At 59.0% G+C, this 25,827-nt stretch carries 22 protein-coding genes; 13 read left to right on the top strand and 9 right to left on the bottom strand.

Annotated features, from left to right (window positions below; translation table 11 throughout):
- The first annotated feature begins 66 nt into the window (after window positions 1–66).
- Complete coding sequence (locus DW796_RS10755) at window positions 67–4,188, top strand: leucine-rich repeat protein (protein WP_158567671.1); 4,122 nt, start codon at window positions 67–69, stop codon at window positions 4,186–4,188.
- Window positions 4,189–4,193: 5 nt separating this feature from the next.
- Here DW796_RS10755 and DW796_RS02525 read toward each other — a convergent pair whose 3' ends face one another.
- A complete protein-coding gene (locus DW796_RS02525; RefSeq protein ID WP_118094173.1) occupies window positions 4,194–4,922 on the bottom strand; it encodes a uracil-DNA glycosylase in 729 nt (242 codons plus the stop codon).
- Between the two features lie 86 nt (window positions 4,923–5,008).
- Complete coding sequence (locus tag DW796_RS02530) at window positions 5,009–5,911, bottom strand: DMT family transporter (protein ID WP_118094174.1); 903 nt, start codon at window positions 5,909–5,911, stop codon at window positions 5,009–5,011.
- Between the two features lie 158 nt (window positions 5,912–6,069).
- On the opposite strand from DW796_RS02530, the gene DW796_RS02535 reads away from it, so the two are divergent.
- Entirely contained in the window at window positions 6,070–6,936 is an 867-nt protein-coding gene (locus DW796_RS02535; protein WP_118094175.1) for a LysR family transcriptional regulator, read from the top strand.
- 27 nt (window positions 6,937–6,963) lie between these two features.
- Here the strand turns inward: DW796_RS02535 and DW796_RS02540 are convergent, their stop codons facing one another.
- Window positions 6,964–8,346: an MATE family efflux transporter gene (locus tag DW796_RS02540; protein ID WP_118094176.1), complete on the bottom strand. Its 1,383-nt coding sequence runs from the start codon at window positions 8,344–8,346 to the stop codon at window positions 6,964–6,966.
- Between the two features lie 191 nt (window positions 8,347–8,537).
- On the opposite strand from DW796_RS02540, the gene DW796_RS02545 reads away from it, so the two are divergent.
- Window positions 8,538–9,350, top strand: coding sequence for a putative RNA methyltransferase (locus DW796_RS02545; RefSeq protein WP_118094177.1), 813 nt, complete (start codon window positions 8,538–8,540; stop codon window positions 9,348–9,350).
- Between the two features lie 125 nt (window positions 9,351–9,475).
- On the opposite strand, the gene DW796_RS02550 is transcribed toward DW796_RS02545, so the two are convergent.
- Window positions 9,476–9,877, bottom strand: coding sequence for a hypothetical protein (locus tag DW796_RS02550; RefSeq protein ID WP_117636897.1), 402 nt, complete (start codon window positions 9,875–9,877; stop codon window positions 9,476–9,478).
- Window positions 9,878–10,311: 434 nt separating this feature from the next.
- Between DW796_RS02550 and DW796_RS02555 the strand changes: the two genes are divergently transcribed.
- Window positions 10,312–11,016 (top strand): class I SAM-dependent methyltransferase, encoded by a 705-nt coding sequence (locus DW796_RS02555; RefSeq protein WP_118094178.1) that lies wholly within the window; start codon window positions 10,312–10,314, stop codon window positions 11,014–11,016.
- 49 nt (window positions 11,017–11,065) lie between these two features.
- Here DW796_RS02555 and DW796_RS02560 read toward each other — a convergent pair whose 3' ends face one another.
- Window positions 11,066–11,362: a hypothetical protein gene (locus DW796_RS02560; RefSeq protein ID WP_118094179.1), complete on the bottom strand. Its 297-nt coding sequence runs from the start codon at window positions 11,360–11,362 to the stop codon at window positions 11,066–11,068.
- Between the two features lie 77 nt (window positions 11,363–11,439).
- Here DW796_RS02560 and DW796_RS02565 point away from each other — a divergent pair, with 77 nt between their 5' ends.
- The 8 genes from DW796_RS02565 (at window position 11,440) to DW796_RS02600 (ending at window position 21,873) form a co-directional block, all read left to right on the top strand.
- Window positions 11,440–11,928 (top strand): GNAT family N-acetyltransferase, encoded by a 489-nt coding sequence (locus DW796_RS02565; protein WP_117582849.1) that lies wholly within the window; start codon window positions 11,440–11,442, stop codon window positions 11,926–11,928.
- A gap of 306 nt (window positions 11,929–12,234) precedes the next feature.
- Window positions 12,235–14,238 (top strand): translation factor GTPase family protein, encoded by a 2,004-nt coding sequence (locus DW796_RS02570; RefSeq protein WP_118094180.1) that lies wholly within the window; start codon window positions 12,235–12,237, stop codon window positions 14,236–14,238.
- Between the two features lie 93 nt (window positions 14,239–14,331).
- Complete coding sequence (locus DW796_RS02575) at window positions 14,332–15,450, top strand: BREX system ATP-binding domain-containing protein (RefSeq protein ID WP_118094181.1); 1,119 nt, start codon at window positions 14,332–14,334, stop codon at window positions 15,448–15,450.
- Window positions 15,451–15,501: 51 nt separating this feature from the next.
- A complete protein-coding gene (locus tag DW796_RS02580; RefSeq protein ID WP_118094182.1) occupies window positions 15,502–17,994 on the top strand; it encodes an excinuclease ABC subunit UvrA in 2,493 nt (830 codons plus the stop codon).
- A 262-nt stretch (window positions 17,995–18,256) separates the two neighbouring features.
- Window positions 18,257–18,892 carry a recombinase family protein gene (locus DW796_RS02585; RefSeq protein ID WP_118094183.1) on the top strand — a complete coding sequence of 212 codons (636 nt, stop codon included), beginning with the start codon at window positions 18,257–18,259 and terminating at the stop codon, window positions 18,890–18,892.
- A gap of 165 nt (window positions 18,893–19,057) precedes the next feature.
- Window positions 19,058–19,870, top strand: coding sequence for an FxLYD domain-containing protein (locus tag DW796_RS02590; protein ID WP_117582854.1), 813 nt, complete (start codon window positions 19,058–19,060; stop codon window positions 19,868–19,870).
- A gap of 144 nt (window positions 19,871–20,014) precedes the next feature.
- Window positions 20,015–20,659: a DUF4230 domain-containing protein gene (locus DW796_RS02595; protein ID WP_118094184.1), complete on the top strand. Its 645-nt coding sequence runs from the start codon at window positions 20,015–20,017 to the stop codon at window positions 20,657–20,659.
- Between the two features lie 152 nt (window positions 20,660–20,811).
- Window positions 20,812–21,873: a hypothetical protein gene (locus tag DW796_RS02600; protein ID WP_118094185.1), complete on the top strand. Its 1,062-nt coding sequence runs from the start codon at window positions 20,812–20,814 to the stop codon at window positions 21,871–21,873.
- Window positions 21,874–22,056: 183 nt separating this feature from the next.
- On the opposite strand, the gene DW796_RS02605 is transcribed toward DW796_RS02600, so the two are convergent.
- From DW796_RS02605 to DW796_RS02620, 4 genes are all read right to left on the bottom strand, one after another.
- On the bottom strand, window positions 22,057–22,656 hold the full coding sequence (locus DW796_RS02605; RefSeq protein ID WP_118094186.1) for a tRNA (cytidine(34)-2'-O)-methyltransferase: 600 nt from the start codon (window positions 22,654–22,656) through the stop codon (window positions 22,057–22,059).
- 95 nt (window positions 22,657–22,751) lie between these two features.
- Entirely contained in the window at window positions 22,752–23,882 is a 1,131-nt protein-coding gene (locus DW796_RS02610) for a GTP-binding protein (protein ID WP_118094187.1), read from the bottom strand.
- Window positions 23,883–23,968: 86 nt separating this feature from the next.
- Entirely contained in the window at window positions 23,969–24,310 is a 342-nt protein-coding gene (locus DW796_RS02615) for an arsenate reductase family protein (RefSeq protein ID WP_055252194.1), read from the bottom strand.
- Between the two features lie 17 nt (window positions 24,311–24,327).
- Window positions 24,328–24,951 carry a flavodoxin family protein gene (locus DW796_RS02620; protein WP_118094188.1) on the bottom strand — a complete coding sequence of 208 codons (624 nt, stop codon included), beginning with the start codon at window positions 24,949–24,951 and terminating at the stop codon, window positions 24,328–24,330.
- Between the two features lie 334 nt (window positions 24,952–25,285).
- Here DW796_RS02620 and DW796_RS02625 point away from each other — a divergent pair, with 334 nt between their 5' ends.
- Window positions 25,286–25,606, top strand: coding sequence for a hypothetical protein (locus tag DW796_RS02625; RefSeq protein ID WP_117797699.1), 321 nt, complete (start codon window positions 25,286–25,288; stop codon window positions 25,604–25,606).
- Window positions 25,607–25,827 lie beyond the last annotated feature (221 nt).

Consider the following 25,827-nt stretch of genomic DNA (forward strand, 5'->3'; position numbering starts at 1 on the left):
AAAGGCCCGCGGAATGCGTCCGCGCGCGTTCAGCATGCCGCCAAAAATATGTATCGCGCCAAGCCTTTGGCCGCAACGCGCGTTGTGGCGGCGGCGGTTTCGGTTGCTGCGGTCGGCGTATTTGGCGCGGTCGCCTTTGAGTTGGCTCAGAGTAATCTGAGCTTCGATCCTTCGGGGTATATCGCTGCATACAGTCACGGTGACGCGGAGTCCGGCGAGGCGTATCGGATCAGTCCGCTCTCGACGGATGCCGAGGCAAATCGTCATGACGAGGATAGCGACAGCCGGGACACGAGCGCACGTGAGCAGCAGGCGCGGCTCGATAATGCGCAGGGACAGGTAAATCTGACGGGGCAAAGCGGCACGACCGCCTACAACGTTACCGGCAGCGCCGATGGAACGGGCGTAGGAGTTGCGGGTGGTTCGGGCAGCGGCGCGGGCGGCGCTGGCGGCTCGGGCGCGGGACAGAACGTCCCCGTCATTAATGGGGGTGGAGCGTCTGGCGGCAATGCCGGCGGCGGTGCGGGTGGAAACGGTTCGGGCGGTAACGGCGGTAGTGGCGGCTCGGCCACCTCGACGGCCAATTCCTACAAGTATCTTCTTGCGGACCCCGCGCCCCAAAAGGGTGCCCCCATGGGAGACACAACGTTCTTTACGCAGTTTAACGGTGCAAATGGATTGATCGATCCCCATGAGGTGCAGATTTCACCCATGGAGGATGCAATCTACGATGGGCAGATGCTCGACGCCTGGACGCTGTTCTGCGCCATGGATGTCCACTGGAGTGACGACAAAGGCCTCTACTATCTTGCCTGCACCAAGGACGAGTTCGCCTCGTTTCCGTATCTCCGCATCGACTCGTGGACCAATGCCGCGGGCGAGAAGAATCCGGCGCTGTGCTCGAGCCAGCCGCTCACGGTAAGCGTCTCGCTGCGCTTGTCGCAGGATACGGCGTGGACGACGCGTAACGTTACCATCCAACCGGCGCGGTCGCGCCTGTTTGTGGTCGGCCAGCCCGATTCGATGGGCCAGCGAAGCGTGATTTGGAGCACGCTGAGCTCCAAGGAGAACCTGCTGGGTGTCAACACACAAGAAGCCTTTATGAAGCAGGCGGGCCATGTCGATTCGGAGGGCTACCTCAATGCCTTGTTGCTGGGGTGGCGCGAGAACGAGGCGGCCGTCCCGTATTTCTACACGCTGACACCCGGTCGCCATGTGGTGGTTCCCGGCGACATCGTGTCCATCGACCCCGCCTACGAGGTGCGTTTTCAGGGTTATGCTCTCGACGAGGACTATCGCTTTGACGACGACCCTACCAGCCTCAATAACTCACGCCTGCAGACGCTTGTCGATGTGGATGAGTCGGTCGTGTCGGTCGATGGCGGGGGCGAGACGCTCAGCGTTCCGCAGGGTGTGCAGGCGGTCGACACCTATACCGACAGTCGTCAGCGTGAAGTCTTTACGTGGCAGATCAACAATCTAGAGCTACCGTCCTCGGTGTACTACGTCAACGTCAATGCGGGCTTTCAAGTGCTCGATGCCTACCGTGTCGCGTCGGATAACCCCGTCTATGCCGCAACGGATGAGGGTATCTTGACCTCTCGCGATGGCAAGGAGTATCTGGGCGTTCCCTACCATACGCGCGAGCTCGATGTTCCCGCCGATATTGCCCATGTCGTCATTCCCGATCGCAATAAGCTCGATCGTATTGTTCTGCACGCGTCCAAAGAGGGCGAGTTGCCCCAGATTGACGTGAGCAATCTGCAGGACTGCACCCTGGTCGTCGACGATGCCGCGCTGCTCGATTTTATTACCGAGCACGCGGACGAACTAGAGAATGCCTACGGCGTATACGTGTCGCCCGCGACCAACCCCAGTGTCCAGCTCACGTACTCACAGGGGCTGGTGTACAACATTAATTCGCAGCTCGAAAGCGACCTGTGCTATGTGCTCGATACGGGTTCCAATATTGCCCTGGTGCAGATTTCCAACACCATCAAGAAGGGTGCCTTTGCGGGCAACACGTCGGTGGACACGCTGGTACTCATGCCGTGGTTTGACGATAAGGTGACGCTCGAGGACGGCAGTCTTGAGGGCGGTTCCGTGCGGACCATCGTGTGCGCAACCGATGAGCAGGTCGCGTATGTCGAACAGCGCAAGGCTGCCGCCGGTGCACCCGATGCGCGCGTGATTAAGATGAGCCTGTCTCAAGACGGATACTTGTATTATGCCAACGCCGACAAGACGATTTTGCTGTCCGCTGTAGGCGATGAGGATGGCAACCTGTCCGCGACCTTTGACGGCACCTTGCTTGCGGATGGCGGCAAGCAGCTCCAAGTAGATTCCATCGCACCGTATGCTTTCTCGGGCGATGCGGAGCTCAGGTTTGTCAATCTGGGCGAGAAGACGAGTGCCATCGGCCGTAACGCGTTTGAGAACTGCCAAAACCTTCAAGGTGTGTTTATCGGCACGCCCGATAGCATTGAGGTGGGTGCCGATGTCTTTAAGGGCTGCACGGGCCTGGGCTTTGTGGCGTCGCGTGCTAAAAAGGCTGTCTTTGCCACGACCGAGAATCCCAATCCGGCCGGCTGCACCTGGTATGCGCCCGATGGCGAGCTGCAGGGCTACGACAGCCGCTTTGTCACTGTCGACGGCATTTACGATTTTGCTTGCGATGCCCAAAGCGACGACGCGCCCCTTCTCTACGGCTATTACGATGGCGACGAGGAAGGCAAGCCAAGCATCCTGCTCGGTGCGCCCTCGATGCTCAACGGTACGATTGAGCTGCTGCCGAGTACGATTGAGATCTTTGGCGGCTATTCCTTGTCTGGCGCCAAGGACCTGCCTGGTGCCTTTGAGGGGACCGGAGGCGCGTGGGATGTCGATTGGGCTTCGGCTCCCAATCTGGCATATATCGATCGCTATGCCTTCAGGAATTCCGGCATCGCCGGCGACCTGAACATCGATCTTCCCGATAACGATATCTACGTCGGCGTGTCGGCGTTCGAAGGCTGTACGAATCTTGTCTCGGCGTCTGTGCACGCGGCAACGATCGAAATCAGCGACCAGGCATTCATGGACTGCCCGAGGCTCGCGAGTGCATCGTTTGTGGCGGATACCAATGGCGACTACGACGCAGCTACGGGTGCGGGCTCTCGAAACTACCTGGCGTCATCGGTGTTTGGCAATGATGCCGCCTTTACGAACTTGACCGTCGGTACCGGTATCGCGACGCTGGGCTATCCATCGCCGGGTGTGGGTTTCTTCTTGGACGGCGCAACCGATGTCCAAGAAGAGGCCAGCCGCATTCACCTGTCGTTGCCCAGCGGCATGGAGCAGGACTACCTCAATGCATGGGTCTACGGACTCATTGGCTACGACGACTACGACACGTATTATGGCGTTGTGGAATTTGGCATGCTTTCCGATTGGTTCATGGGGGAGGGTCCGGAGCCGACGGCCGATGCGGTTAGGGCGCAGATGGCTCAGAACCTATTGGAGCCCGAGAATCGCCTGCGAACCATGATGGGGCTGCCGTTGGTCGAGGCTTCTACGGTTATCCAGGCGGACGGCGATGCGTTCGAGAGCGATGAATGGAAGATCGAGGACAGCGGTGACGGTACCGCCACGCTGGTCTCGGCGCCGTCCGATATCGAGCGTGCCGATTTAGCGAGTGTGTTGACGGGACCGACCGTAATCGACTCGAATGCCTTCTCGCACTGCTCGAACCTCATCGAGATTGAGCTGTGCGATAAGGTGGTCGGCATCCAGAGCGGTGCGTTTGCGGGCTGCAGCGGCGTGACGGTGACGCTGCCTACTGGCTGTCTGCTGCCGGAGTTGCTGGGCGGGATGGAGAGCATGCCGTTCTCGTTTGGCGGCAACGTGGCGCTCAATATTGCCGAGGCCGATCGCGAGCCGCTGCTCAAGACGTGGTCTCGTCAGATGGTGGGGGTTGCCACAGACGACGAGGAGGCCGACTACGTTGAGAGCAAGTGGTTCGGCAACGTCAACATGGATACGTTTGAGTCGCCGACGTTCGATGTGCTCAATAAGGCCGTAAATGAGCCCATCATGGAGTGTGAGAATTGCCTGCGCTCGCTGATGGGCATGGAGGCCATAAGCGATATCGGCGAGCTCGGCGACCCCATTGATATCAATAAGTATCCGCAATATTGGATCGCCGGCTAGGCAGGTTATGAAGCGAGGCAGCCCCAGTCGATGGGGCTGCTGCCGTTTTGCTCGAGCAATTCATTGGCTGCCGAGAAGGGGCGCGACCCCATAAAAGCGGGGAGTTCTGCCGTGGCACGGTTGGCCGAAAGCGGCGAGGGGTGCGTGGAAGCAAGGCAGAACTTGCCGGTTGCCTTGCCCGCGCCGGTCGCGGCGAGCTTGCCCTCGACCATCTGCTGGGCAAGGCGGCCCCATGCCAAAAAGACGACCGGCTGGGGTAGCTGACAGCAGCGTTCGATAACGTAGTCGGTGAGCGTGCTCCAGCCCAGCTTGGCGTGCGAGTTCGCGGCATGTTCGCGCACGGTGAGCGTCGTGTTGAGAAGCAGGACGCCCTGTTGTGCCCAGGGGGTTAGGTCTCCCGTGGCGGGAATGGGGCAGCCCAGATCGGCGTTGAGTTCCTTATAGATGTTGCGCAGGCTCGGCGGCAACTTGGTTTGCGTCGCAGGCACCGAGAACGACAGCCCCATGGCCTGGTTGGGCCCGTGATAGGGGTCTTGGCCCAGGATGACGGCCTTGACCTGGTCGGCCGGCGTGTAGGCGAGGGCATTGAGGATGTCGTCTTGTGCCGGGTAGATGGTCTGCTCGGCACGCAGAAGGGCGATGCACTCGAGCAGCTGGTTCGTAGCGTTACGTACCGGCTGCGGCGCATCGCCCAACCAAGTTGCTATGTTGCGGTCGCGAGTTGCAGCGTCCATGGAACTCCTTTAGGGCAGATGCTTTGTCGGCATCTATTGTAAAGGCGTCAGAGACCTTTATGCCGCGGCTGTATGAGGAGTGGGGTCTACGAGACGTGCTCGGGCGCTGCCGCCATATGAGCATGCCCATGTGCGCGAAGGCGCGGAAGATCGGCAGTTGCCACCATGACGCCGGTGAGGATGAGGGCAGCGCCAAGGAAGGCGATGGGGCTCAGGACCTCGCCGACCAGGAAAAACGAGAAGACGGCGGAGCAGACCGGCTCGAGCGAGAAGGCGAAGCCAGTGGTTTCGGCAGGTACGTGGGGCTGCACGAGCGTCTGGGTGATAAAGCCGTAGGCAGAGCAGATGAGTGCGAGCGCAACGATAACGACGATCTCGCTCGGCGTGCTGGGAAGCGTGAAGCCGCCAAAGGTAAATGCGGCGATACCCGAGAACAAGCCGCCGAAGCCCAGCTGCCAAACGCCCAGAGCCAGCGGATCGACTTCTTCGACAAAGCGCTTGGCGATGATAATGTGGCCGGCATAGATAAAGGCCGAGAGCAGCATGATGATCGCGCCGGGATTCAGGCTGGTAAAGTCGGCGCCCGAGAGCAGCAACATGCCGCAGGTGACGATGGCGGTGCCGATGAGCACCTTGCGCTCGGGAGCGCGACGCAGCAGGGCCGCGTTGGCAAACGGCACGATTACGACCGTCAGGCTCTGCAAAAAGCCGGCGGTGGAGGCGGAGGTGAGGCTGGAGCCCAGGCACATGCAGGTGATCTCGGTTGCCATGATGGCGCCGATGATGGCGGCGCGGACCATCAGGTCACGGTTGATGCGCACCGCGTGCTTGTGGAAGAGCAGCAGGCAGGCCGCAAAGGCGATGATGCAGCGCAGCGCGACGATGCTCGTGGCGTTCATGCTGTCCATGCCGATCTTCATGAGGGGGTACGAAAAGCCCCATGCGACGGGAACGGAAAATGAGAGCGCGATTGCTTTTTTGCGATCCATGGGACTCCTTTTGTTACAGAACGGTTTCGCAAAAAGGATTCTGCTCCCAGATATGGATGTAGTAAAGCGAATGTATCTTCAGTATGATTAAGAAATACTAATGTTGGAAGAAAAAACCCTGGCAAAACGTTTTACGGCTACATCGAAGTGGAGGCACGATGGCATCGCGGTATCAGATTGTATGTATGGTGGTCGATTGCGGCAGCCTGAAACGTGCCGCCGACGAGCTGGGCTATACGCAAAGCGCGGTGAGCCAGGCCGTCAAGGCGCTCGAGCGCGAGCTGGGCACCACGATTATCGAGCGCGGCAAGCAGGGCGTCTCGCTTACGCGCGACGGCAAACAGTATCTGCCGTATCTGCGCCAAATCGTAACGGCCGAGGCCGAGCTTGAGGGCAAGCGCCAGGAGTTGCTAGGGCTTTCGTCGACCGACATTCGTATTGCGACGTTTACCAACGTGAGCCGTACCGTGCTGCCGCGCGTGATCCGCGACTTTGGGGCCCTGCATCCGGGCGTGCGCTTTACCCTCAAGCAGGGCGATTACACGCGCAATGCCCAGTGGGTGCACGATGGCGTGGTCGACTTTTGCTTTACAGCGCGTGGATTTACCGAGGGGCTCGAGAAACGCGTGGTCTATCACGACGAGCTGGTGGCGCTGTTGCCAGCCGTCCATCCACTGGCGGCAAAGGAAAAGGTGACGCTTGCCGACCTGGCGTCCGAACCGTTTGTGCTGCTGGATGAGGGCGAACAGAGTCTGGTACTCGATGCGTTTGCCGCGCACGGGCTATCGCCGCATGTGACGAGTGAGGTCACCGATGACTACACCATTATGGCGATGGTGGAGGAGGGCCTCGGTGTGAGCATGCTCTACCGCCGTACCGTCGAGGGCATGCGGGCCGATATTTGTGTGCGCCCCATCGTGCATGCTCCCTCGCGCGACGTCGTGGCGGCTTGGCGCAGCTGGGACACCATGCCTATCGCCACGAGGCGCTTTATCGACTATATGAGCTCGCATATTGTCAATTAATGACTGGCATGGCGTTGAGTGCGGTGTTTAGCGGGCTGTCGCTTTGGCTTGGGCGGCGCGATAGGTGCGTGCCGGGTGGCAGAGCAGTACCGCCACGACCATAAAGAACGCCGTGGTGCCCAGGCTGATGGGGTAGACCATCATGATGTTCGCAAAGGTGCGGAAATGCGGGAACACGCAGAATACCCAATAGAAGCGAATACCGCAGACGCAGATCATGGTGATGAGGGCGGGCATGAGCGAGATGCCAAAGCCGCGCAGGTAGCCGGACATGTTTTCGTAGAACATGCTAAAGGCGTAGGCAGGGAAGATCGAACACACGCGGATGTAGCCGATCGAGACGATGTTGGGGTCGCTGTTAAAGAGCGATAGGATCTCGCGCCCCAGACCGACGATAACGATAATCGTGGTGAGTGCAACGATACCGCCTTCGATCAGGCAGACCTTGAGCGTCTTGGTGCAGCGGTCGATTTGGCGGGCACCGTGGTTTTGTCCCACAAAGGTGGTGCAAGCCTGGCTAAAGCTGTTGAGCAGGTTGTAGCACACGTACTCCAAGCTCATGGCGGCGCTTGATGCCGCCATGACCTCGGTGCCCAAGCTGTTGATGGCGGACTGGATGATGATGTTGGCGACGGCAAAGACAGCGCTTTGGATGCCGGCGGGCAGGCCGATCTTGACGATGCGCTTGAGGGCGACGGGGTCTAAGCCTAAGTCGCGTGGGGTGACGCGGACGACGGAGTCGGTCTTGAGCAGGTGGACAAAGAGTGTGGCGGCGCTGACGGTGTAGGCGATGGCGGTGGCGATGGCGACGCCCGCGACGCCCCAGTGGAGCACGGGGACAAAGATGAGGTCCAGGCCAATGTTGAGGACGGTGGACACGGCGAGCGCCTGCAGCGGCATGCGGGTGATGCCGACGGAGCGGAAGATCGCGGCCTCAAAGTTGTAGAGCAAGATCGAGGGCATGCTGAGCAAAAAGACGCGCAGGTAGAGCGAAGCGAGCGGCATGGTCTCGGCAGGCACGTTGAGCGCGGCGAGCATGGGCTCGGCAAAGATCTCGCCCAGTGCGATGACGACAAAGCCCACGAGCGCCATTAAAATCGAGGTATGGACGGCGCGTTTGACCATGTTCTGATCATTGCGGCCGATAGCGTTGGCGATGACCACGTTGGAGCCAAGCGACATGCCAATAAAAAGGTTGAGCATAAGACTGGTAAGCGGAACATTGGAGCCGACCGCCGCCATGGCGAGGGTTCCCTGGTCGCCCGAGAAGTTACCGATGATGACCGTGGCGATGAGGTTCGACAGCTGCTCCAAGATGCTCGTGGCGGCTACGGGGAAGGCGAACAGGGGAATATTGCGCCACAGCGAGCCGGTAGTCATGTCAATGTGCTTAGATGCGGTGTCTGCCATACGCTCTCAATCTCTAATATGCTCTTTCGTGCTTATTTGCGCAGACGATGATACTCCTAATGCAGCCAGCCGGCACTTAGGGACGTTCCTTTTCTGCCGGCAGCTGGGGACACTCCTTGTCTCTTCTATGACTAGGTGGGGAAGGCGTGCGACAATGGTGGGCGTTGTGTTGTTCGCGCTAAGGAGTTGCCATGTTGTTGTGTCCCGTTTGCCATGAACCGTTGGCGGACGACGAGCGCGGTGCTGCATGCGCGGGCGGACACCGGTTTGACCGTGCGCGCGAGGGCTATCTATATCTGCTGCGCTCGTCCAAGAGCGGCGACTCCATGGGCGATCCCAAGTCGCAAGCGCGCAGCCGTCGTGACTTTCTGAACCGTGGATACTACGCGCCGTTGCGCGACGCAATGGTCGAGCTGGTGCGCGAGCGGGCGACTGGGCGTGCTGCGTCTGCGAACGGTCCTATGACCTTGCTCGACATTTGCTGTGGCGAGGGCTACTACACCAGCGCCATGGGCGCGGTATCGGGCGTAGATGCTTACGGGTTCGACTTGGGCAAGGAGATGGTGCGCCTGGCTGCCAAGCGCGGCGATGCGACCTACTTCGTGGCCAACATGAAGGACATCCCCGTGGCGGACGGCGCCTTCGATATGGTGACCGAGCTCTTCGCTCCCTTTAACGAGCGTGAGTTTGCCCGCGTGCTGGCGCCCGAGGGTTCGCTCTACGCCGTGGTGCCGGGTGCTCGGCATCTGTTTGGCCTCAAGGAGGTGCTCTACGACACGCCATATCTCAACGACGAAAAGCTGCCACAGACCACCGAGCTTAAACTGGTCGGAACGCAGCGGGTGACAGCTTCCATCACCCTCCAGACCCAGGCTGACATCGAGGCGGTGTTCCAGATGACGCCCTACTACTACCGCACGCGCCCCGCCGACAAAGAGCGCCTGGCAAACCTCGATACCCTTCAGACCGATATCGACTTTATCATCGCCGAGTACCGCCACTAACCTACCAAAAAGGGACAGGTTTATTTTGGCAGGTTTTATCTGGGCAAACGTAAAGGGCCGACCGCGGAGATGCGCGATCGGCCCTTTTTAGTTGCTTGGCTGCAGGGAGCTGTGGGGGCAGGTGCCTACAGACGATCCTTGTTCTCGGCCTTAACGTCGTGTGCCTGCTGAACAAAGAACAGGTCGTACACCACGATGACAAAGGCGCCATAGTTTATGGCGTCGCCGCCAAACGCGGGAAGCGTGAGCACCGCCTGGGCAAGCGTGGCGACTGCAGCAACGATACCGAGCTTAAACGCGCCGTCAACCTGCGAAGGCTTGTTGGCACCCTTGATGCCCGCAACGCCTGCGGCGAGATCGATGAGGCCCTTGGCGATAATCACGGCCGCGGCGAGCATGGCGTTCGATCCGTAGGTGGACTCGAGCTTGCCGGTCGCGATGCCGGCGATTCCAATGACGAGACTGGCGATGCCCAGAACAAAATAAATCAGGGCAAGGATTTTGAGAGTCTTGCGAGTGAAGCTCATGGCTGGTCCTTTCGATACGAGTACGCCAACCTGGCGCACCCTTTGTGCTGCACATATGGTGAAGCACATTGTAGTTCAACGCGGCGATGCATGCGCCTGAAAGCGACTCTTGCCTGTGCGGCCCAACCTTTCAAAAAGGAAAGCTGGGCGTAAGCAAAATCGATGGCAGCGTATGCGCGGCGCTGCGATGATGGGGCCATGGCAAGAGCTGGACCGAAGGAGGGGCCATGATGTACGGGGCCAAGCAAGTGCGCGAGCCGCGTTCGTTAGGAAGGCGTATGGGCGATTCCGTGATCGCTGCCGTGTGCACGGGATTGATGGCGGTGCTTTGCATTGGGATGCTGTGGACCATGTCGCATGTGGGACAATAACGGACGGTTGGGTGCTGGCATAAACGGCGCTCACGTATTCGTTTTGCTTGTTAAGGAGTGTCCATGGGCGTCGTCGATCCCTTTTCTGTTGCTCGGGCCGCGGGGCTTGAGCTGACCGGGAAGTCCGAGGGCCTCACGCTCACCGACGGCACGATGGAGCTGCGTGCCGATTTTGGCCGCATGCTTCCGCGGCTCAAGCAGGGTCGTCTGCAGCAGGAGCTGCTGGTGAAGGCCGCGCGCGCGAAAGACGTTGAGCATCCGTGGGCAGTCGATGCCACGGCAGGTTTTGGCGAGGATTCGCTGCTGCTGGCGGCCGCGGGCTTTACCGTCGATCTGTATGAACAGGATTGCGTGATCGCGGCGCTCCTCAAGGATGCTTTGGATCGCGCGGCAGATGATCCGGCGCTTGCGGCTGCCGTGGCGCGCATGCGCTTACATGCGGGCGAGGACAGCATTGCCGGCCTTCGCCATACGGCCGAGCTGATCAAGCAAGGCGAGCTCGCGGCTCCCGACGTGGTGTATCTGGACCCCATGTTTCCCGAGCGCACCAAGAGCGCGGCGGTGAAAAAGAAGTTTCAGCTCTTGCACCATCTGGAGCAGCCGTGCGCCGACGAGGAGACGCTGGTCGAAGCTGCGCTTGCGGTGCACCCGCGCAAGGTCGTTATCAAGCGACCGGTGAAGGGGCCGCTGCTTGCCGGCGTTAAGCCGAGCTATCAGCTTGCGGGCAAGGCCGTTCGTTACGATGTTTTGGTGCCGCCGCGCCCGTAGCTTGTGCACGATGGCTGGCGCTTCGCCAGCGCCGTGCCGATGCGGGGGTCTATTTCCAAGGGTGCGACGTCAGGTGCCAGCCGCCGCAGTATTCGCATTTGTAGCAGGACAGGCCGCGCCGTCCGCGGTTTTCGCAGTCGGCCATAACGGCCTCTGCCTCGGCGCGCGTGTCGTAACGGTTTTTGCGTTCGCACGACTTGTAGCGCCAGGCTTCATCGCGCTCGGCGTCTAGTGCGTCGCGGCGCTCGTCCTCGCGCGCAAACAGGTCGCCCATATCGCCGCCGGTGGCAGCGCCCAAAAACTCGCTTTTGGCTTTTGACCAGGCGGCTCGCTTTTTGCTCCCCATCTGCTTCGCGCTCCTCTCCAAACGTTGGTATCATTGCTCAATCAAAGTGATACCAATAAACGTGAGGTCGCCGCGTGATGATCAGAAAAACCCTCGATACCGACATTCCCGCCGTCATGGCTATCTATGACGCGGCCCGCGCCTTTATGCGCGCGCATGGCAACGCCACGCAGTGGCCCGAGGGCACGCCTTCGGCCGAGCAGCTGGCTGCCGATATTGCCGCTGGTGGCAGTTACGTGTGCGAAGTCGACGGCCGCGTGGTGGCGACGTTTGCCTTTTTACCGGGTCCGGACGAGTGCTATGACGTGATTGAGGACGGTCAATGGCGCAGCGACACTCCGTATGCCGTGCTGCATCGCGTGGCATCCGACGGCACCGTGCACGGTATCGCGGCGGCGATGTTTGCCTTTGCCAAGGAATGCGCCGACCATCTGCGTATTGACACGCACGAGGACAACTTGCCCATGCAGGGCGCCATCGCCAAGGCGGGGTTCGAGCGTGTCGGTATCGTCTATGTGTCCGACGGCACGGCGCGTGTCGCGTTTGATTGGCTGCGCGAGGCGTAGGAGCCAAGGCACGTATCATCACCCAGCTCAAATAAAAAATGGCCCCGAGTGGGGCCATTTTTGGTAAAACGCGTCGTTGTGGGACTCGCATTGTTACCGCCCCAGATGAACCCGGGCAGACAAAAAGGGGAGGTGCCGGCTTTCGCAAGGCGCGAACCTACGAAAATCGCCGCGCGGCAACGCGGGGCGATGAGCTCGGTCGGGGGATAGGGCCCGCTTCGCCCACCGGCCCGTAAATTGTATCATCCAGTGTGGAGCGTGAACGCCCGTTGCCGCGTGCGATGGGCTTGCAATAAGAGGAGAGCCATGTCGAAGCAAGCGGTCGTTGGAATCTTGGCGCATGTCGATGCCGGCAAGACCACGTTGGCCGAGGCCATGCTGTTCAACGCGGGCCGCATTCGCAAGCGTGGCCGCGTGGACGATGGCGATTCGCATCTGGACACTAACACGATCGAGCGCGAGCGCGGTATCACGATTTTCTCGTCGCAGGCCGTGCTCGACCACGGCGATACCCACGTCATGCTCGTGGATGCTCCCGGCCATGTCGATTTTTCTGCCGAGGCGGAGCGCACACTGCGTGCCCTGGACTACGCGATTCTGGTGGTGGGCGCCAACGATGGCGTGCAGGGGCACACCGAAACCCTGTGGCGCCTGCTTGCACGCTATGACATCCCGACGTTCATCTTCATCAACAAGATCGATTTGGAGAATCCCGGCCGCGATGTTTTGCTGGCACAACTCGGGCAGCGTCTTTCCGAGGGCTGCCTGGATGCCAACGAGCTGCTGGCGGGCGCCGCCGTTCAGGAGGACGCTGCTGCGTTGGACGAAGCGGCGCTCGAGGAGTTTCTTGAAGCGGGTGAGCTTTCTGTCGCAACGCTGTCGCGCATGGTTGCCGAGCGCAAGCTCTTTCCCTGCTTTGCCGGCTCGGCGCTCAAGGACCAAGGCGTTGACGAGCTGCTGGATGGCATATGCGCGCTGATGCGTGAACAGGCGTGGCTCCCGGAGTTTGCCGCGCGCGTCTATCGTGTCAGCCGCGGGGATCGTGGCGAGCGCTTGGCTTGGGTTAAAGTGACCGGCGGCACGCTGCGTTCAAAACAGATGATTGAGGGACGCTCCGGTGCCGAGGTATGGGAGCAGAAGGTCGATCAGGTACGCATCTATAACGGCGAGAAGTACGAGCTTGCCCAGGAAGTTGCTGCTGGCGGTATTTGTGCCGTGACGGGTCTTGCGCACGTTCGCCCGGGGGACGCCTTGGGTGCGGAGCCCGGGTGCGATGCACCCGTCATTGCGCCGGTCCTCACCTATACGGTGCTACCGGGCGAACACGATGTCCATGCGGTGTTTCAAGCGCTGACCGAGTTGGCGGACGAAGACCCCATGCTCGGCGTAAGCTGGAATACGCATCTTGAGCAGATTCATTTGCAGTTGATGGGCGCCGTGCAGCTCGAGGTCGTGCAGCGGGTGTTGGCCGATCGCTTTGGCCTTGCGGTCGAGTTTGAGCCCGGCGGCATCCTCTACAAGGAGACTATCTCGCAGCCGGTCGAGGGCGTGGGCCACTTTGAACCGCTGCGCCACTATGCCGAGGTGCACCTGCGCTTGGAGCCGCTACCGGCGGGCTCGGGCGTGCAGTTTGGTACCGTTGCCTCGACCGATGAGCTCGATCTTAACTGGCAGCGTTTGGCGCTCACCAACGCTATGGAGCGCGATCACCTGGGCGTGTTGACGGGCTCGCCCATCACCGATGTGCGCATTACGCTCACGGGCGGCCGCGCGCATGCCAAACACACCGAGGGCGGCGATTTTCGCCAGGCCACGTACCGCGCGATTCGCCAGGGTTTGATGCAGGCGCGCGAGGCCGGCGCGGCGGTGTTGTTGGAGCCGTGGTATCGCTTTGAGCTCGAGGTGCCGGGGGAGTGCGTGGGCCGGGCGCTTTCGGATGTCACGCGCATGGGCGCCGAGTACAAGCCGCCGGCGATGGCGGGCGACCGGGCGAAGCTTGTGGGTCGCGTGCCAGCATCCGAGGTACAGGATTATGCGCTGGAGGTGGCTGCCTACACGAGCGGCCGCGGACATCTGTACCTTGAGTTCGCCGGTTATGCGGCATGCCATGATGCCGAGCGCGTCATCGAGGCGGCCGCCTATGAGCCCGAGGCCGATCTGCCCAACACGCCCGACTCGGTCTTTTGCGCCCACGGCGCCGGCTACACGGTCAAATGGTACGACGTACCCGCCGCGGCGCACGTAAAGGTCGATCCCGCCACTTTCCGCCCCTATCGCTCCGCCGACGCGGAATTTTTCGGCCACAGGTGACAAAGGGACAGTCCCTTTGTCACATTGAGTTGGTATAACTCGGTATAAGTTGGTATAACTATTACCAGCGTTTGCTAATCCGAGGAGGCCGACATGAACCCAAATCCCTTTAAGCCCACAGCTGGTAAGCGGCCTCCGATACTCGTCGGTCGCGAGTCGGTCATCGAAGATTTTGAGGAAGGGCTTGATAACGGCGCCGGGGCGCCGGGCAGGCTCATGCTCATTACAGGAAACCGCGGCTGTGGCAAAACAGTTCTCCTGCGGGAGCTGCAACGTCTGGCCAGTGAGCGCGGATGGGCGGTTGTCTCCGATTCCGCTTCGCTTGGTTTATGCGACCGCTTGGCCGACGCACTCCGCTCGAATAAGCCCGTTGTGACGTCGATGGAGTTTGGCCCATCGTTTGGACGGATGTCGGTTGAGGCGGCGCGGGCAAAAGGCGAGACGTTGCGAGGGCTGGTCAACGAACGTCTCAAGAAACTCGGCCCAAGCAAGGGTATTCTGTTTGCGATTGACGAGGCTCAATCTGCGTCTATCGAGGAACTGGCGGCTCTCGCCGTTCTCTATCAGCAGGTGCTCGGAGATCAGGATGCCACGGGCTTGCCCGATAGCGAGCAACGCGGTCTTGCGCTGGTCTTTGCCGGCTTGCCCAGCATGGTTGACGATTTGCTCGAAGAGCCGAGCGTGACGTTTTTGCGGCGTGCCCAGCAGCGTACGTTGGGGGCGATTTCTGTGCCCAAAGTGCGCGATTCGTATATCCAGACGGTCGAGTGCGCCGGTCTTTACATTGATGCGGAGACTGCGGACCTTGCGGCGCGCAAGAGCATGGGGCATCCCTATATGGTTCAGCTGGTGGGATATTACATGTGGCGGTCTGCTGTCCGGCGTGGCTCGCAAGTCATTGAAAGGCGCGATGTCGAGGATGGCCATGCGGATGCCGTCTCCGAGTTCTACGAAGCGGTTGACGCGCCTCTGTATTACGGGCTGCGCACCCCACAGCGTCTCTTTATCGAGGCCATGGCGGTTGACGAGGACAAGCCGACGCGCATGGCGGATATCATTGAGCGCTGCGACCGTACCCAGAGCTGGGCGAGTAAATATCGCGCAAGCCTGATTCGCGAGCGCGTCATCGAGGCTGCCGGATACGGTCTCGTCCGGTTTACCGTGCCCATGCTGGGCGAGTACATTCGAGATCGTGTTTTATGGCACAAGTAAAGGACAAAGGGACAGTCCCTTTGTCACATTCGATCAACAGGAAGGGGAGCGATGACGGTGTCGCAACAGCCGAGTGCTATCGAGGTACGTGGTGCGCGCGTCCATAACCTCAAGGACATCGATATCGATATTCCGCTGGGAAGGCTCGTGGGCATTGCCGGCGTGTCGGGTTCGGGCAAGAGCTCGCTGGCGCTGGGGGTTCTGTATGCCGAGGGCTCGCGTCGTTATCTGGAGGCGCTCAGCACTTATACCCGCCGTCGGCTGACACAGGCAGAGCATGCTCAGGTGGACGAGGTGCTGCACGTGCCGGCGGCACTCGCATTGCATCAGCGTCCTAGTGTGCCAGGCGTGCGCTCGACCTTTGGCACCATGACCGAGCTCAACAACAGCCTGCGCCTGCTCTTTAGCCGCTGCGCCCATCACGTGTGCCCGCATTGCGGGACGCGTGTGGAGCCGAGCCTTAACGTGGCCGCGGGCCTGTCGCTCACGTGCCCCGCATGCGGCCGCGAGTTCTATGCGCCGGGTGCCGAGGACCTTGCCTTTAACAGTGGCGGCGCGTGTTCTACCTGCGGCGGCACCGGCGTCATGCGCGAGGTGGACGAGGCGAGCCTGGTGCCCGACGAGTCAAAGACCATCAACGAGGGCGCGGTGCTTCCCTGGGGCACGCTCATGTGGGACCTGATGAAGCAGGTGGCCGGCGAGATGGGCGTGCGTACCGACGTGCCGTTTAACCAGCTCACGCCTCAAGAGCGCGACATCGTGTTCCATGGCCCGGCAGTTAAGAAGCACATTCTCTACGTTCCCAAAAACGGCGAGGGCGCTACGCCGCTCGACTTTACCTATTACAACGCCGTCTATACCGTCGAGAATGCGCTCGCCAAGGTTAAGGACGATAAGGGGCTCAAGCGCGTTGCGCGCTTTTTGCGCGAGGGACCGTGCCGCGATTGCGGAGGCACGCGTCTTTCCGAGGCCGCGCGCCAGCCCCAGGTGCGCGGTATCGATCTGGCGCAGGCGGCGGCCATGACGCTGGGCGAGGCGATTGAGTGGGTGCGCGGAGTGCCCGCATCCTTGCCGACCGAGATGCAGCCCATGGCGACGGATATCTGCGATTCGTTTTTGAGCACGGCCCGTCGCCTGGTCGATCTGGGTCTCGACTACCTTTCGCTCGACCGCACCGGCGCCACGCTCTCCACGGGTGAGCGCCAGCGCGTACAGCTTGCCCGCGTGGTCCGCAACCGATCGACGGGCGTGCTGTATGTGCTGGACGAGCCTTCGATTGGCTTACATCCCGCGAACGTCGACGGCTTGGTAGGCGTAATGCGCGATCTGGTGGTCGACGGCAATACCGTGGTTGTTGTCGACCACGACACGCGCGTGCTGGCAGAAGCCGACTATCTGGTCGAGATGGGCCCCGTTGCGGGAGCAGGCGGCGGCCATGTAATCGCCGCCGGTACGGTAGACGAGGTCGAACAATCGCAGGGCAGCCGCATCGCGCCGTTCTTGCGCTCGGACCCCAAGCGTCTGCGCCCGCAGGTGGCTGACGACGAAATGTTCGACCTAGGCCATATCCGCATGGCGACCGATGCCATCCATACCGTCAAACCACTCGAAGTCGATATCCCGCGCGGCCGCCTTGTCGCGGTGACGGGTGTTTCGGGTTCGGGCAAGACGACACTGGTGCTCGAGACGCTCATCCCGGCGCTCAAGGCACAGGCAGCCGGTGAGCGCCTGCCAAGGCACGTGCGCTGGGTCGATGCCGAGGGCATCGCGCGCGCCAACCTGATTGACGCCACGCCCATCGGCGCCAACGTGCGCTCGACGGTAGCGACCTATGCCGACATCCACGATGAGCTGCGCCGCGCCTTCGCCCGTACGTCCGAGGCCAAAGCGGCGGGATACAAGGCGGGTGCCTTTAGTTACAACACCGGCGCCTTGCGCTGCTCCACGTGCGATGGTACGGGCTCGATATCGCTCGACGTGCAGTTTTTGCCTGATGTCGAGATCGTTTGCCCGGCATGTTGTGGTTCGCGTTATGCAGACGCGGCTTCGCATATCCATCGCGAGGGCAAGGACGGCAGTCTGCTTACGTTGCCGCAGCTCATGGACATGAGTGTGGACGAGGCCCTCGACGCCACGGTGGGACTCAAGAAAGTCCAGGCGCGCCTGCAGACCTTGCACGATCTGGGCTTAGGCTACCTGACGCTTGGCGAGCCCACGCCGGCGCTTTCGGGCGGCGAGGCACAGCGCCTTAAGCTTGCGAGCGAGATGGGCCGCGTGCAGGATGACGCCGTGTTTGTGTTCGACGAACCCACGATCGGTCTGCATCCGCTCGATGTTCAGGTGCTGCTGAGTGTGTTTGACGGCCTCGTTGCCAAGGGCGCCACGGTTATCGTGATCGAACACGACCTCGATCTTATCCGTAATGCCGATTACGTGATCGACATGGGCCCGGGCGGCGGCGACGCGGGCGGGCAAATCGTCTGCGCCGGCACGCCGGGCGACATCGTGGCCTGCCCCGCAAGCATCACCGGCCGCTACCTATAACCGAATGTGACAAAGGGGCAGCCCCTTTGTCACATTGCCACATGCCGGCAAAGCCTGTCAGCATCACGGTTTTCTTTTCTAGCAATTCTAGTTAAAGGCAGCTGATTACCGTTAAAAGTCAGCATGTTGTCGGCATAGCGCTTGAACGGCTTGTGCCTGAGGACCAAAATGACCTCATCCCATTCGCGAAATTTGCACGCCCTATAGTGAGTGGGCTCTCGCTTGAGCTGATGCTGCCAAGAGGCGGCCGATAGGGGCAATTATGGACAATCGAATCTTTGGGTATGCGCGTGTCTCTTCCGCGGATCAGAACTTGGACCGCCAGTTAGACGCACTGGGAAGGTTTCCCGTTCAACAGGGTCAGATTTACGCTGACAAGGCAAGTGGTAAGAACTTTAGACGTCCCCAGTACCAGCGTCTTCTTCGCAGGTTGCGCGAGGGTGACGTTCTCGTGATCAAAAGTATCGACCGTTTGGGTCGCGATTATCGTGAAGTCCTCGATGAATGGAGACGCATCACGGTGGATAGACGCGCTGCCATCGTGGTGCTTGATATGCCGTTACTCGATACGCGCGAACAGCCCGATGGCATCACGGGAACGTTCATGGCGGACCTAGTCCTTCAAATCTTGAGTTACGTGGCGCAGCTAGAGCGTGAAAACATCAAGCAGCGCCAGGCGGAGGGCATCGCGTCGGCGCGCCTGCGTGGCGTGAGATTTGGGAGGCCGGCGCTCGAACGCCCGGATAGCTATCGCGATGTCATCAAATTATTCGAAGGGGGAGAGGTTACGAGGCGAGAGGCTGCTGCGCTTTTGAACGTCAGCGTCTCGACGTTCGATCGTTGGAGACGGGCGGACGCGACCAGTTTTGACCGTTTGTCGTCTGCTCGTCCTCTTTAGCTAGACATTTTGACGAGGGGAGTTAATTACACAGAGCCCACTCCTTCCCTCGATGTTTATCCAGTTCACGCCCTTGAACCAAATAGTGCCACCGCGTTGCCAATTCGTCTGCTTTTTGACGAGGGCTATATATCGTGTTTTGTTTTGTATTTAAAGGAGGACGAAATGAAAAGGCGTTATGGAATGGCTCTGGTGACCGCGCTATTTGCGATGGTGTTTTGTGGGGCGCTTCTGCTGAGCGGCTGTTCGCAGTCTGAGAAGAAAAATGATGAACCTGATTATGCCGATGACCGTGCAATGGCTGTGATTGCTCAAGGTTATCAAAAGCGGTCGGATTATATCGAATCGCTTGGAGAAGATGCTGATCTAAGCTCGAATAAAGTGCGAAAAGAGATAATTAAAACCGAGATCGATAACGACAAAGAACTCAAAAAGGCGCCTTTTAAAGACGCTAAGATGCAGGAAGATGTCATCGCCTATCTCAACCTGCTTGACAATCAGCTTGATGTTACCAAGAAGTATGCGGAATCTGATCCTAAGTACTACGAGGAATGGGAAAAGGCCTACGACGCACGATCCGCACAGCTTAAGAAACTGGTCGATCGATATGACTTAACAGTCGATGACGAGTATCAAGATGAGTTTGACGAGCTAATTAAGAACGGTAGGACCGTAGAGGAGAAGACGCATAACGATGAGGTTATCAACGGTTTGCTCTCATCGGCGAATTTTGAGAAAAGTGATGATGGCTACGGTCTCTATACGTACACCGCAATCGTCGAAAATACCTCTGACATATCGTTCGAAAACGTTTATCTAAACGTTGCCCTTTACGATGCCGATGGTGTGAGGGCGGAAGAATGCTACGCAGATACATCTGCCTGGGCGCCTGGCGAGAAGGTGAAGTTTGAGGTAATGAGCGAGGTTGACGCCTCGAGGCTTGCGCCGACGGTGTCGGGTTACAGCGTCAAGGAATAGTTCGCGGGAATTGAAAAGAAAGCGCGGCCGTTTTCTTTGAACGGTCGCGCTTTGCATTGAGCCGTTGACGGAATGATTCGTGCCATCATGCTCGCGCTGGAAGATGATGGGAACGTCGGGGCAATAAAGGAAAGGTGAAACAGGATGGCAAAAACAAAATTTCTTACAACGATACCGCAAAAGGTTGCCTTTGGCGGGTTAGTCGTTGTTACGGTTCTAGCGGTTGCCTGGGGTATCTGGATGTCATTGACGCGTAATCCTACAACGATCAGCGATGATTCGATTCGCGAGGAGATCACGCCAGTCGTTAAGCTCGTGACGTACGAGTACAACTTCACCCAGCTGCTTTCAATTGATGAGGCGGGCAATCCGCTTGGGTGGGAAAACCCCTTTACGTCTAAGCGATATGTCGCAACGATTGACGGCAAAGCTGACATCGGGATCGATGCCGATAAGATGAAGGTTACAATCGTACGGGCTAATATGGCCGATAAGAATTCAGAGGTCAAGAGCGTAAAGGTTATACTGCCTCACTCGGAGATCACCTCGTTCTCGACAGACCCCAATACGCTTAAGAAATATGTTGAGGACAATGGCTTTCTTAACTGGAATCAAGTAAGCACGGATGATCTAAACACGTTATTGAAACAGGCAAAGAAAGAGCAGACCAAGAAGGTCAAGGAAAGCAATATGCTCCAAGAATCTGATGATAGAGCCTGCGCCCTTATCGAAAAACAGGTCAAAGCCTTATGCGGCGATGACGTCAATGTTGACGCTGCGTTTGAGTAGGGGTGAATAGCATATTGGATAAACGGCAACAGATCGCTGGGGCCGGCTCGCTTCTGATCGGGCACTACACCACCTTTCTCGACACTACCTTCAACTCGGCATTTGGCGATGAATATACGGTTGATTTCGACTATCGGAAATAGGAGGTCACAATGGAGGATAAAGACGATCTGGCTGTTGTCGAAAGGGAGGAGCCGCCGCGACATAAGCAGAGTTTTGATATCCGTAAGGCCGCTGCCGGGTTGGTTGATGGCGCCGGAAGCGCGATGGCGGGCGCGGTTGCAACCGTACAGAAAGTTGCCGATGGTGCAATGCGTGCTGCAACTCCGCTGGTTGATGACGCCTTGGCAGCTATTGCTGATGCGGCCGATGGTGCGGCAGGTACTGCTGCGGATATCGGTGACGCGGTCAACGATTGGGCATACCAGCAGCAGCTTAATAGATACAGGCCGGTAACCAAGGAGACCTATCAGAGCCCTTCATTCCATTTGCCGAACATGATTCGAATTGTTGACGGAAACGAGCGCCGGGGCATCGACGTCTGTAGGGGTGCTATTGGTTGGCTGGACACTGTTAAGGGTACGCAGATTTTCAATCTGTACCGCGAGGCAATCGGGGATAGCGAGCTGTCTTTCTATCCTAAACCATCTCTTTATTCCACATATTACATAGATGCATTTGACCGGTCTCGCTTTGTTGACCTTGACTCTTATTTTGCAACCATGCAACAAGACAAGATGGCCGAGTTGAGGCGGATCGCGTTCATGCTTGGTGCGAAGCGCTGCAAGCTGGAAGTGACGGAGTACGAGGAAATTCGGCGAGGTCACCAGATTAAAGGAGATGTCAAGGCGGGAAAGAAGGGCTCGGTTCGAATCAACGGTTCCTCGAACGATTCAACGAGGAATGAGAAGCAAATTCTGTTTACACAGGAATTCGAGGGTGACATGGTCCCACAGCGCCCTGAGCTCCATTGGTATGCCCATGACTCAGATATTCTCTTGTTAATCGAGACGAGATGCGGTGGAGAGGATAAAAACAAGGCGAAGAGCTATCGGGTCGAATTGAAAAGCGAAACGACCATGACCATGTCTGTATCACTTGCTATGGCTATCGACGAGGCGTGCAGCAAGCTGAACATAAGGGCGAATTCGAGCCTGACAAGCCAAGCTAAGCGAGAACTCCGGCAGTCGTTTGTATTTGAAGTTGAGTTCTGATGTGTAGAGACCTTTTGCTGCGGGGTCCCTGTCCTTTACGGGATGGAAGCATAGAAACCCATACGGTGCAACTCAGTAAAAGTTAGTAATATACTGGCATCTTTTCTAGTTAAAAGCGTTTAAAACCGGTTAATTCCATTTAAATCAGTAGGTGCAATATGTGACAAAGGGACAGTCCCTTTGTCACATTCCCAGAAAGCTTGTTTGGCGCAGAGCCTCGTAGAGGACGATGGCGGCGCTGTTGGAGAGGTTGAGTGCGCTGATGCGGTAGTCGTCCGGATTGACGAAGTTGCCGCAGATATCCTGTCGAAGGATGGCTTCGTGGCTGTCCTCGGTATGCCCGAGCGACTCCTCGTGGGCCTCCCAGGCGTCGGCGTTTTCGAGCGAGTCGCAATCGCGCAACATGGGGATGCGCTCGCAGCGCTCGGGCGCCGCGGCAAGCAGTGGCTCGGGAATCCCCGAGCTCTCGCTGCCAAAGACCAAAAAGTCACCGTCGCGGTAGGTACTTTGCGCATAGGTGCGGCGCGCCTTTTTGGTCAGCAGATGCAGGCGTTCGTCGGCGGGGGAGAGGCCGTTGCGCGCAAGGAAATCCTCCCAGCCGGCATAGGTCGTCACGTCCAAATTTTGCCAGTAGCCCAGGCCGGCGCGACGCACCGTCTTGTCGTCGAGCGAAAACCCCAGCGGCTCCACCAGATGCAGGCGGGCGCCGGTAACCACGCAGGTGCGGCCGATATTGCCCGTATTGGCCGGAATCTCGGGCGCATACAGCACAATGTTGAACATGAATCTCCTTGGCTCAGAACGAAAAACCACCACGAAGGGCACCTTCGTGGTGGTTTGGCGGTTACGTAGGCGGAAAAATGCCCGCTTGGATAAATCTAGGCGCGGTGCCAGTCGGTCAGGCAGGCATCGAGGGAGGCGATGAACGCATCCTTGTCCATGTGACGGCCGATGATGCACAGGCTCGTCATGCGGTCGCCCGTCTCGTCGTCCCAAATCTGCATGATCTCGGGGTTCTCGTCGATGATCTTCTGCTTCTCGCCCTCGGGCGCGGAGTCAACGAACAGACCGTTCTCCATCAGGCGCATTTGGTGGCCGGCCTGCTCGAACATGTAGCACATGTCCGGATCGCCGGTCTGCCACAGCGGACCCTTGACGCGGATGACCTCGTCGGGCCACTCCTGCTCAACAAAATCGGTGAACTTCTGCAGGTCAAACGGCTTGCGGCGCGAGTACACAAAGGTCTCGATGTCGTACTCGAGCACCTCGGGGTCGTCGTGCTCCTCGGGATGCTCCATGGCCTCGATCCAGGCGGCGGAGTTGTAGGCGCGCATAAAGTCGAAGCGGTCGGTGTCGAGCAGCTCCTCCATGGGGACCTCGCCGTTTTGGGCCTCGACGATCACGGCGTCCTTCTGCAGGCTGCGCACGATGGCCTTGAGCTCGGCGATCTGCTCAGGCGTCACGGTGTCGGTCTTGTTGAGGATCAGCGTGGAGCAGAATTCAATCTGCTGGATGAGCAGGCTTTCGATGTCGTCCTCGTCGATATCCTCAGCCAGCAGGTCGCGACCGCCGTTGAACTCGTCGTACATGCGGGCACAGTCGACCACGGCCACGATGTTATCGAGCGCGAGCTTGGCCTCGCCGCCTACCTTGGCCTCGTCACAGAAGCTCGAGATGGTGTAGGCGATGGGGATGGGCTCGCAAATGCCCGATGCCTCGATGATGATGTAGTCGAACTTGCCCGAATCGGCGATGCCCTGCAGCTGGTTGGCCAGGTCATCCGAAAGCGTACAGCAGATGCAGCCGTTGGTGAGCGGGATGAGGTCGTCGGTCTCGGAAAGGCCGCCGTCGGCGATGAGGCTGGCGTCGACGTTGATCTCGCCGATATCGTTGACGATCACGGCGGCGCGGATGCCGCCGTCGTTAGCGAGGATGTGGTTGAGCAGCGTGGTCTTGCCGGCACCGAGGTATCCGGTAAGCATGATGATCTTCACGGGTTTGTTGGGCATGTGCCCTCCTTTGTTAGACATGGCTTACAGTTGAATCTTATGCCAAACGCCTGCTCTTATACCCACGCGCCGGCAAATAACACAGGCTACTCCCAGGCTCCCCATACATCGGGGCAATAACCGACGGTGGCCTTTTTGCCGTTGCGCACGATGGGCTCGGCTAGAACCTGCTGGTTCTCGAGCAACTTGTCGAAGCGCTGGCTAGGGGTGAGGTGCTGGATGAGCGCGAGCGTCTCCTCGTCCTTGGCCTTGGGGTTGAGCAGCTTGTCGATGCCGCCGACCGCCTGCATCACGCTCGTGAGCTCGCCTTTGCTCATCTCCTTTTCCTTAAGGTCGATAAACTGCACCTTGATGCGGCGCTCCTTAAAATAGCGCTGGGCCTTCTTGGTATCGAAGGACTTCTTGGTACCGAAGATCTGCACGTTCATTGTTTGGTTCCGCCGTTCTACCTGATGAAGTTGGTCCTAGCGCGATCGGCCTCGGGAGCTTCGATGCCAGCGGCCTTTCCCGCCTCGATGCAACGCAGCAGCCAGGCCATGTTTTTGCCGATGTTTCGCATGGTGGCAAGGCCCTCGGCGTCCTGGGCGGCCTCGCCCGGCATGGCGCCAAAGACGTTGTTCCAGTAGGTGGACGCTACCACGGGCATCTGGTTGATGGTGAAGTACTTGTTGAGCACGTCAAACGTGGTCGACGTGCCGCCGCGGCGGGCAACGGCGACAGCGGCGCCCGGCTTGTGCGCAAAGGCCTTGCTGCCTGCATAGAATGCGCGGTCGAGTGCTGAGAGGATGCGTCCGCTGGGGTGCGCATAGTAGACGGGTGAGCCAAAGACAAAGCCGTCTGCCTGCTCGGCAGCGGCAATCAGCTCGTTGACTACATCGTCGTCAAAGGTGCAGCGGCAATCGAGCTTGCCGCACTGACCGCAACCGATGCAATCGCGAATGGGCTTGGCGCCCAGCTGAAACATCTCGGCATCGATGCCCTCGGCGTTGAGCTGCTCGGCGACCTCGGCGAGTGCGCGGGCGGTATTGCCGTTTGCCTTGGGGCTGCCATTGACCAAAAGAACCTTCATCACAAACTCCCTCTGCTGTTGGTGACTTCTGCAGAGGATTATCGCACGAGAGGACTGATGGCGTGGGGCGCGATGCCGGCCCCGAGGGCCCACGGCAGGCTCGCCCACCAGGTACGTGCGGGATACGGTCCAGAGGATGTTGGAGTGCGGGGCCTCGTGCGAGCAGATTGTAAGGGGTCTGGGCGGGTCGCCCTCGATGGCGAGCTTTGAGGTCTTGGAAGGCGGGCTGCTGCGGAGGCTATGATTAATACTAAGGCGGTTGCTATCGAGTAATTCACACTTGGTTTGATTCGATTGTGAACGCGCAGCTAGGACGGAAAGCAAAGGAAGTTCTATGGAAACAGAGGATGCTGTCTGCTTGATAACTTCGATTGCCCTGATTCTTCTTTCAATCCAATACAGAAGAGGAAGATGGCTCAGCTCAATTGCTGGATATGATGTCACAAAAAGGGAGAGCGGGATTGATATACGCCCTTACGCAAAGTTGATTTCTTCTGTGACGTTATGGATGGGGCTGCTGTTTTTCTTGTGGGCGGTAGAGGGCTGGGTGCGCGATTGGAATACCAGTGTTTTTGAAGTTTTGGTTCTACTTCTGTTCAGCTTGGCCTCTTTGTCGTTCGTGCGGCTCGTTAGGTTTGTGTTTATGAGGCGATAGCCAGCGGAAGCGGGATGGACGACAAAATGGACCAATACAGCCAATTGTCAAAAGAATTTGATAGGGTTGGCTTAACAGATTTACTCGAGGGCATATCCGTGGCGGGGGATAGGTTTTATGTTGTTGAGCACTTATTTGCATCGGATGAAGGAAACCAAGAGTATCGAAAACGGTGCCCCCGGGCCCCGGGAGGGACTGCGGGGGGGGTTCGGCTAACTGCG

Origin of the sequence: Collinsella sp. AM31-2AC (genome assembly GCF_003469285.1) — a bacterium.
GTDB classification, from domain to species: Bacteria; Actinomycetota; Coriobacteriia; order Coriobacteriales; family Coriobacteriaceae; genus Collinsella; species Collinsella aerofaciens_AT.

What these genes read in the sequence shown, in the direction of transcription:
- DW796_RS02525 (WP_118094173.1), bottom strand. Translation starts at nt 4,922, where the DNA reads ATGGACGCTGCAACTCGCGACCGCAACATAGCAACTTGGTTGGGCGAT.
- DW796_RS02530 (WP_118094174.1), bottom strand. Translation starts at nt 5,911, where the DNA reads ATGGATCGCAAAAAAGCAATCGCGCTCTCATTTTCCGTTCCCGTCGCA.
- DW796_RS02535 (WP_118094175.1), top strand. Translation starts at nt 6,070, where the DNA reads ATGGCATCGCGGTATCAGATTGTATGTATGGTGGTCGATTGCGGCAGC.
- DW796_RS02540 (WP_118094176.1), bottom strand. Translation starts at nt 8,346, where the DNA reads ATGGCAGACACCGCATCTAAGCACATTGACATGACTACCGGCTCGCTG.
- DW796_RS02545 (WP_118094177.1), top strand. Translation starts at nt 8,538, where the DNA reads ATGTTGTTGTGTCCCGTTTGCCATGAACCGTTGGCGGACGACGAGCGC.
- DW796_RS02550 (WP_117636897.1), bottom strand. Translation starts at nt 9,877, where the DNA reads ATGAGCTTCACTCGCAAGACTCTCAAAATCCTTGCCCTGATTTATTTT.
- DW796_RS02555 (WP_118094178.1), top strand. Translation starts at nt 10,312, where the DNA reads ATGGGCGTCGTCGATCCCTTTTCTGTTGCTCGGGCCGCGGGGCTTGAG.
- DW796_RS02560 (WP_118094179.1), bottom strand. Translation starts at nt 11,362, where the DNA reads ATGGGGAGCAAAAAGCGAGCCGCCTGGTCAAAAGCCAAAAGCGAGTTT.
- DW796_RS02565 (WP_117582849.1), top strand. Translation starts at nt 11,440, where the DNA reads ATGATCAGAAAAACCCTCGATACCGACATTCCCGCCGTCATGGCTATC.
- DW796_RS02570 (WP_118094180.1), top strand. Translation starts at nt 12,235, where the DNA reads ATGTCGAAGCAAGCGGTCGTTGGAATCTTGGCGCATGTCGATGCCGGC.
- DW796_RS02575 (WP_118094181.1), top strand. Translation starts at nt 14,332, where the DNA reads ATGAACCCAAATCCCTTTAAGCCCACAGCTGGTAAGCGGCCTCCGATA.
- DW796_RS02580 (WP_118094182.1), top strand. Translation starts at nt 15,502, where the DNA reads ATGACGGTGTCGCAACAGCCGAGTGCTATCGAGGTACGTGGTGCGCGC.
- DW796_RS02585 (WP_118094183.1), top strand. Translation starts at nt 18,257, where the DNA reads ATGGACAATCGAATCTTTGGGTATGCGCGTGTCTCTTCCGCGGATCAG.
- DW796_RS02590 (WP_117582854.1), top strand. Translation starts at nt 19,058, where the DNA reads ATGAAAAGGCGTTATGGAATGGCTCTGGTGACCGCGCTATTTGCGATG.
- DW796_RS02595 (WP_118094184.1), top strand. Translation starts at nt 20,015, where the DNA reads ATGGCAAAAACAAAATTTCTTACAACGATACCGCAAAAGGTTGCCTTT.
- DW796_RS02600 (WP_118094185.1), top strand. Translation starts at nt 20,812, where the DNA reads ATGGAGGATAAAGACGATCTGGCTGTTGTCGAAAGGGAGGAGCCGCCG.
- DW796_RS02605 (WP_118094186.1), bottom strand. Translation starts at nt 22,656, where the DNA reads ATGTTCAACATTGTGCTGTATGCGCCCGAGATTCCGGCCAATACGGGC.
- DW796_RS02610 (WP_118094187.1), bottom strand. Translation starts at nt 23,882, where the DNA reads ATGCCCAACAAACCCGTGAAGATCATCATGCTTACCGGATACCTCGGT.
- DW796_RS02615 (WP_055252194.1), bottom strand. Translation starts at nt 24,310, where the DNA reads ATGAACGTGCAGATCTTCGGTACCAAGAAGTCCTTCGATACCAAGAAG.
- DW796_RS02620 (WP_118094188.1), bottom strand. Translation starts at nt 24,951, where the DNA reads ATGAAGGTTCTTTTGGTCAATGGCAGCCCCAAGGCAAACGGCAATACC.
- DW796_RS02625 (WP_117797699.1), top strand. Translation starts at nt 25,286, where the DNA reads ATGGAAACAGAGGATGCTGTCTGCTTGATAACTTCGATTGCCCTGATT.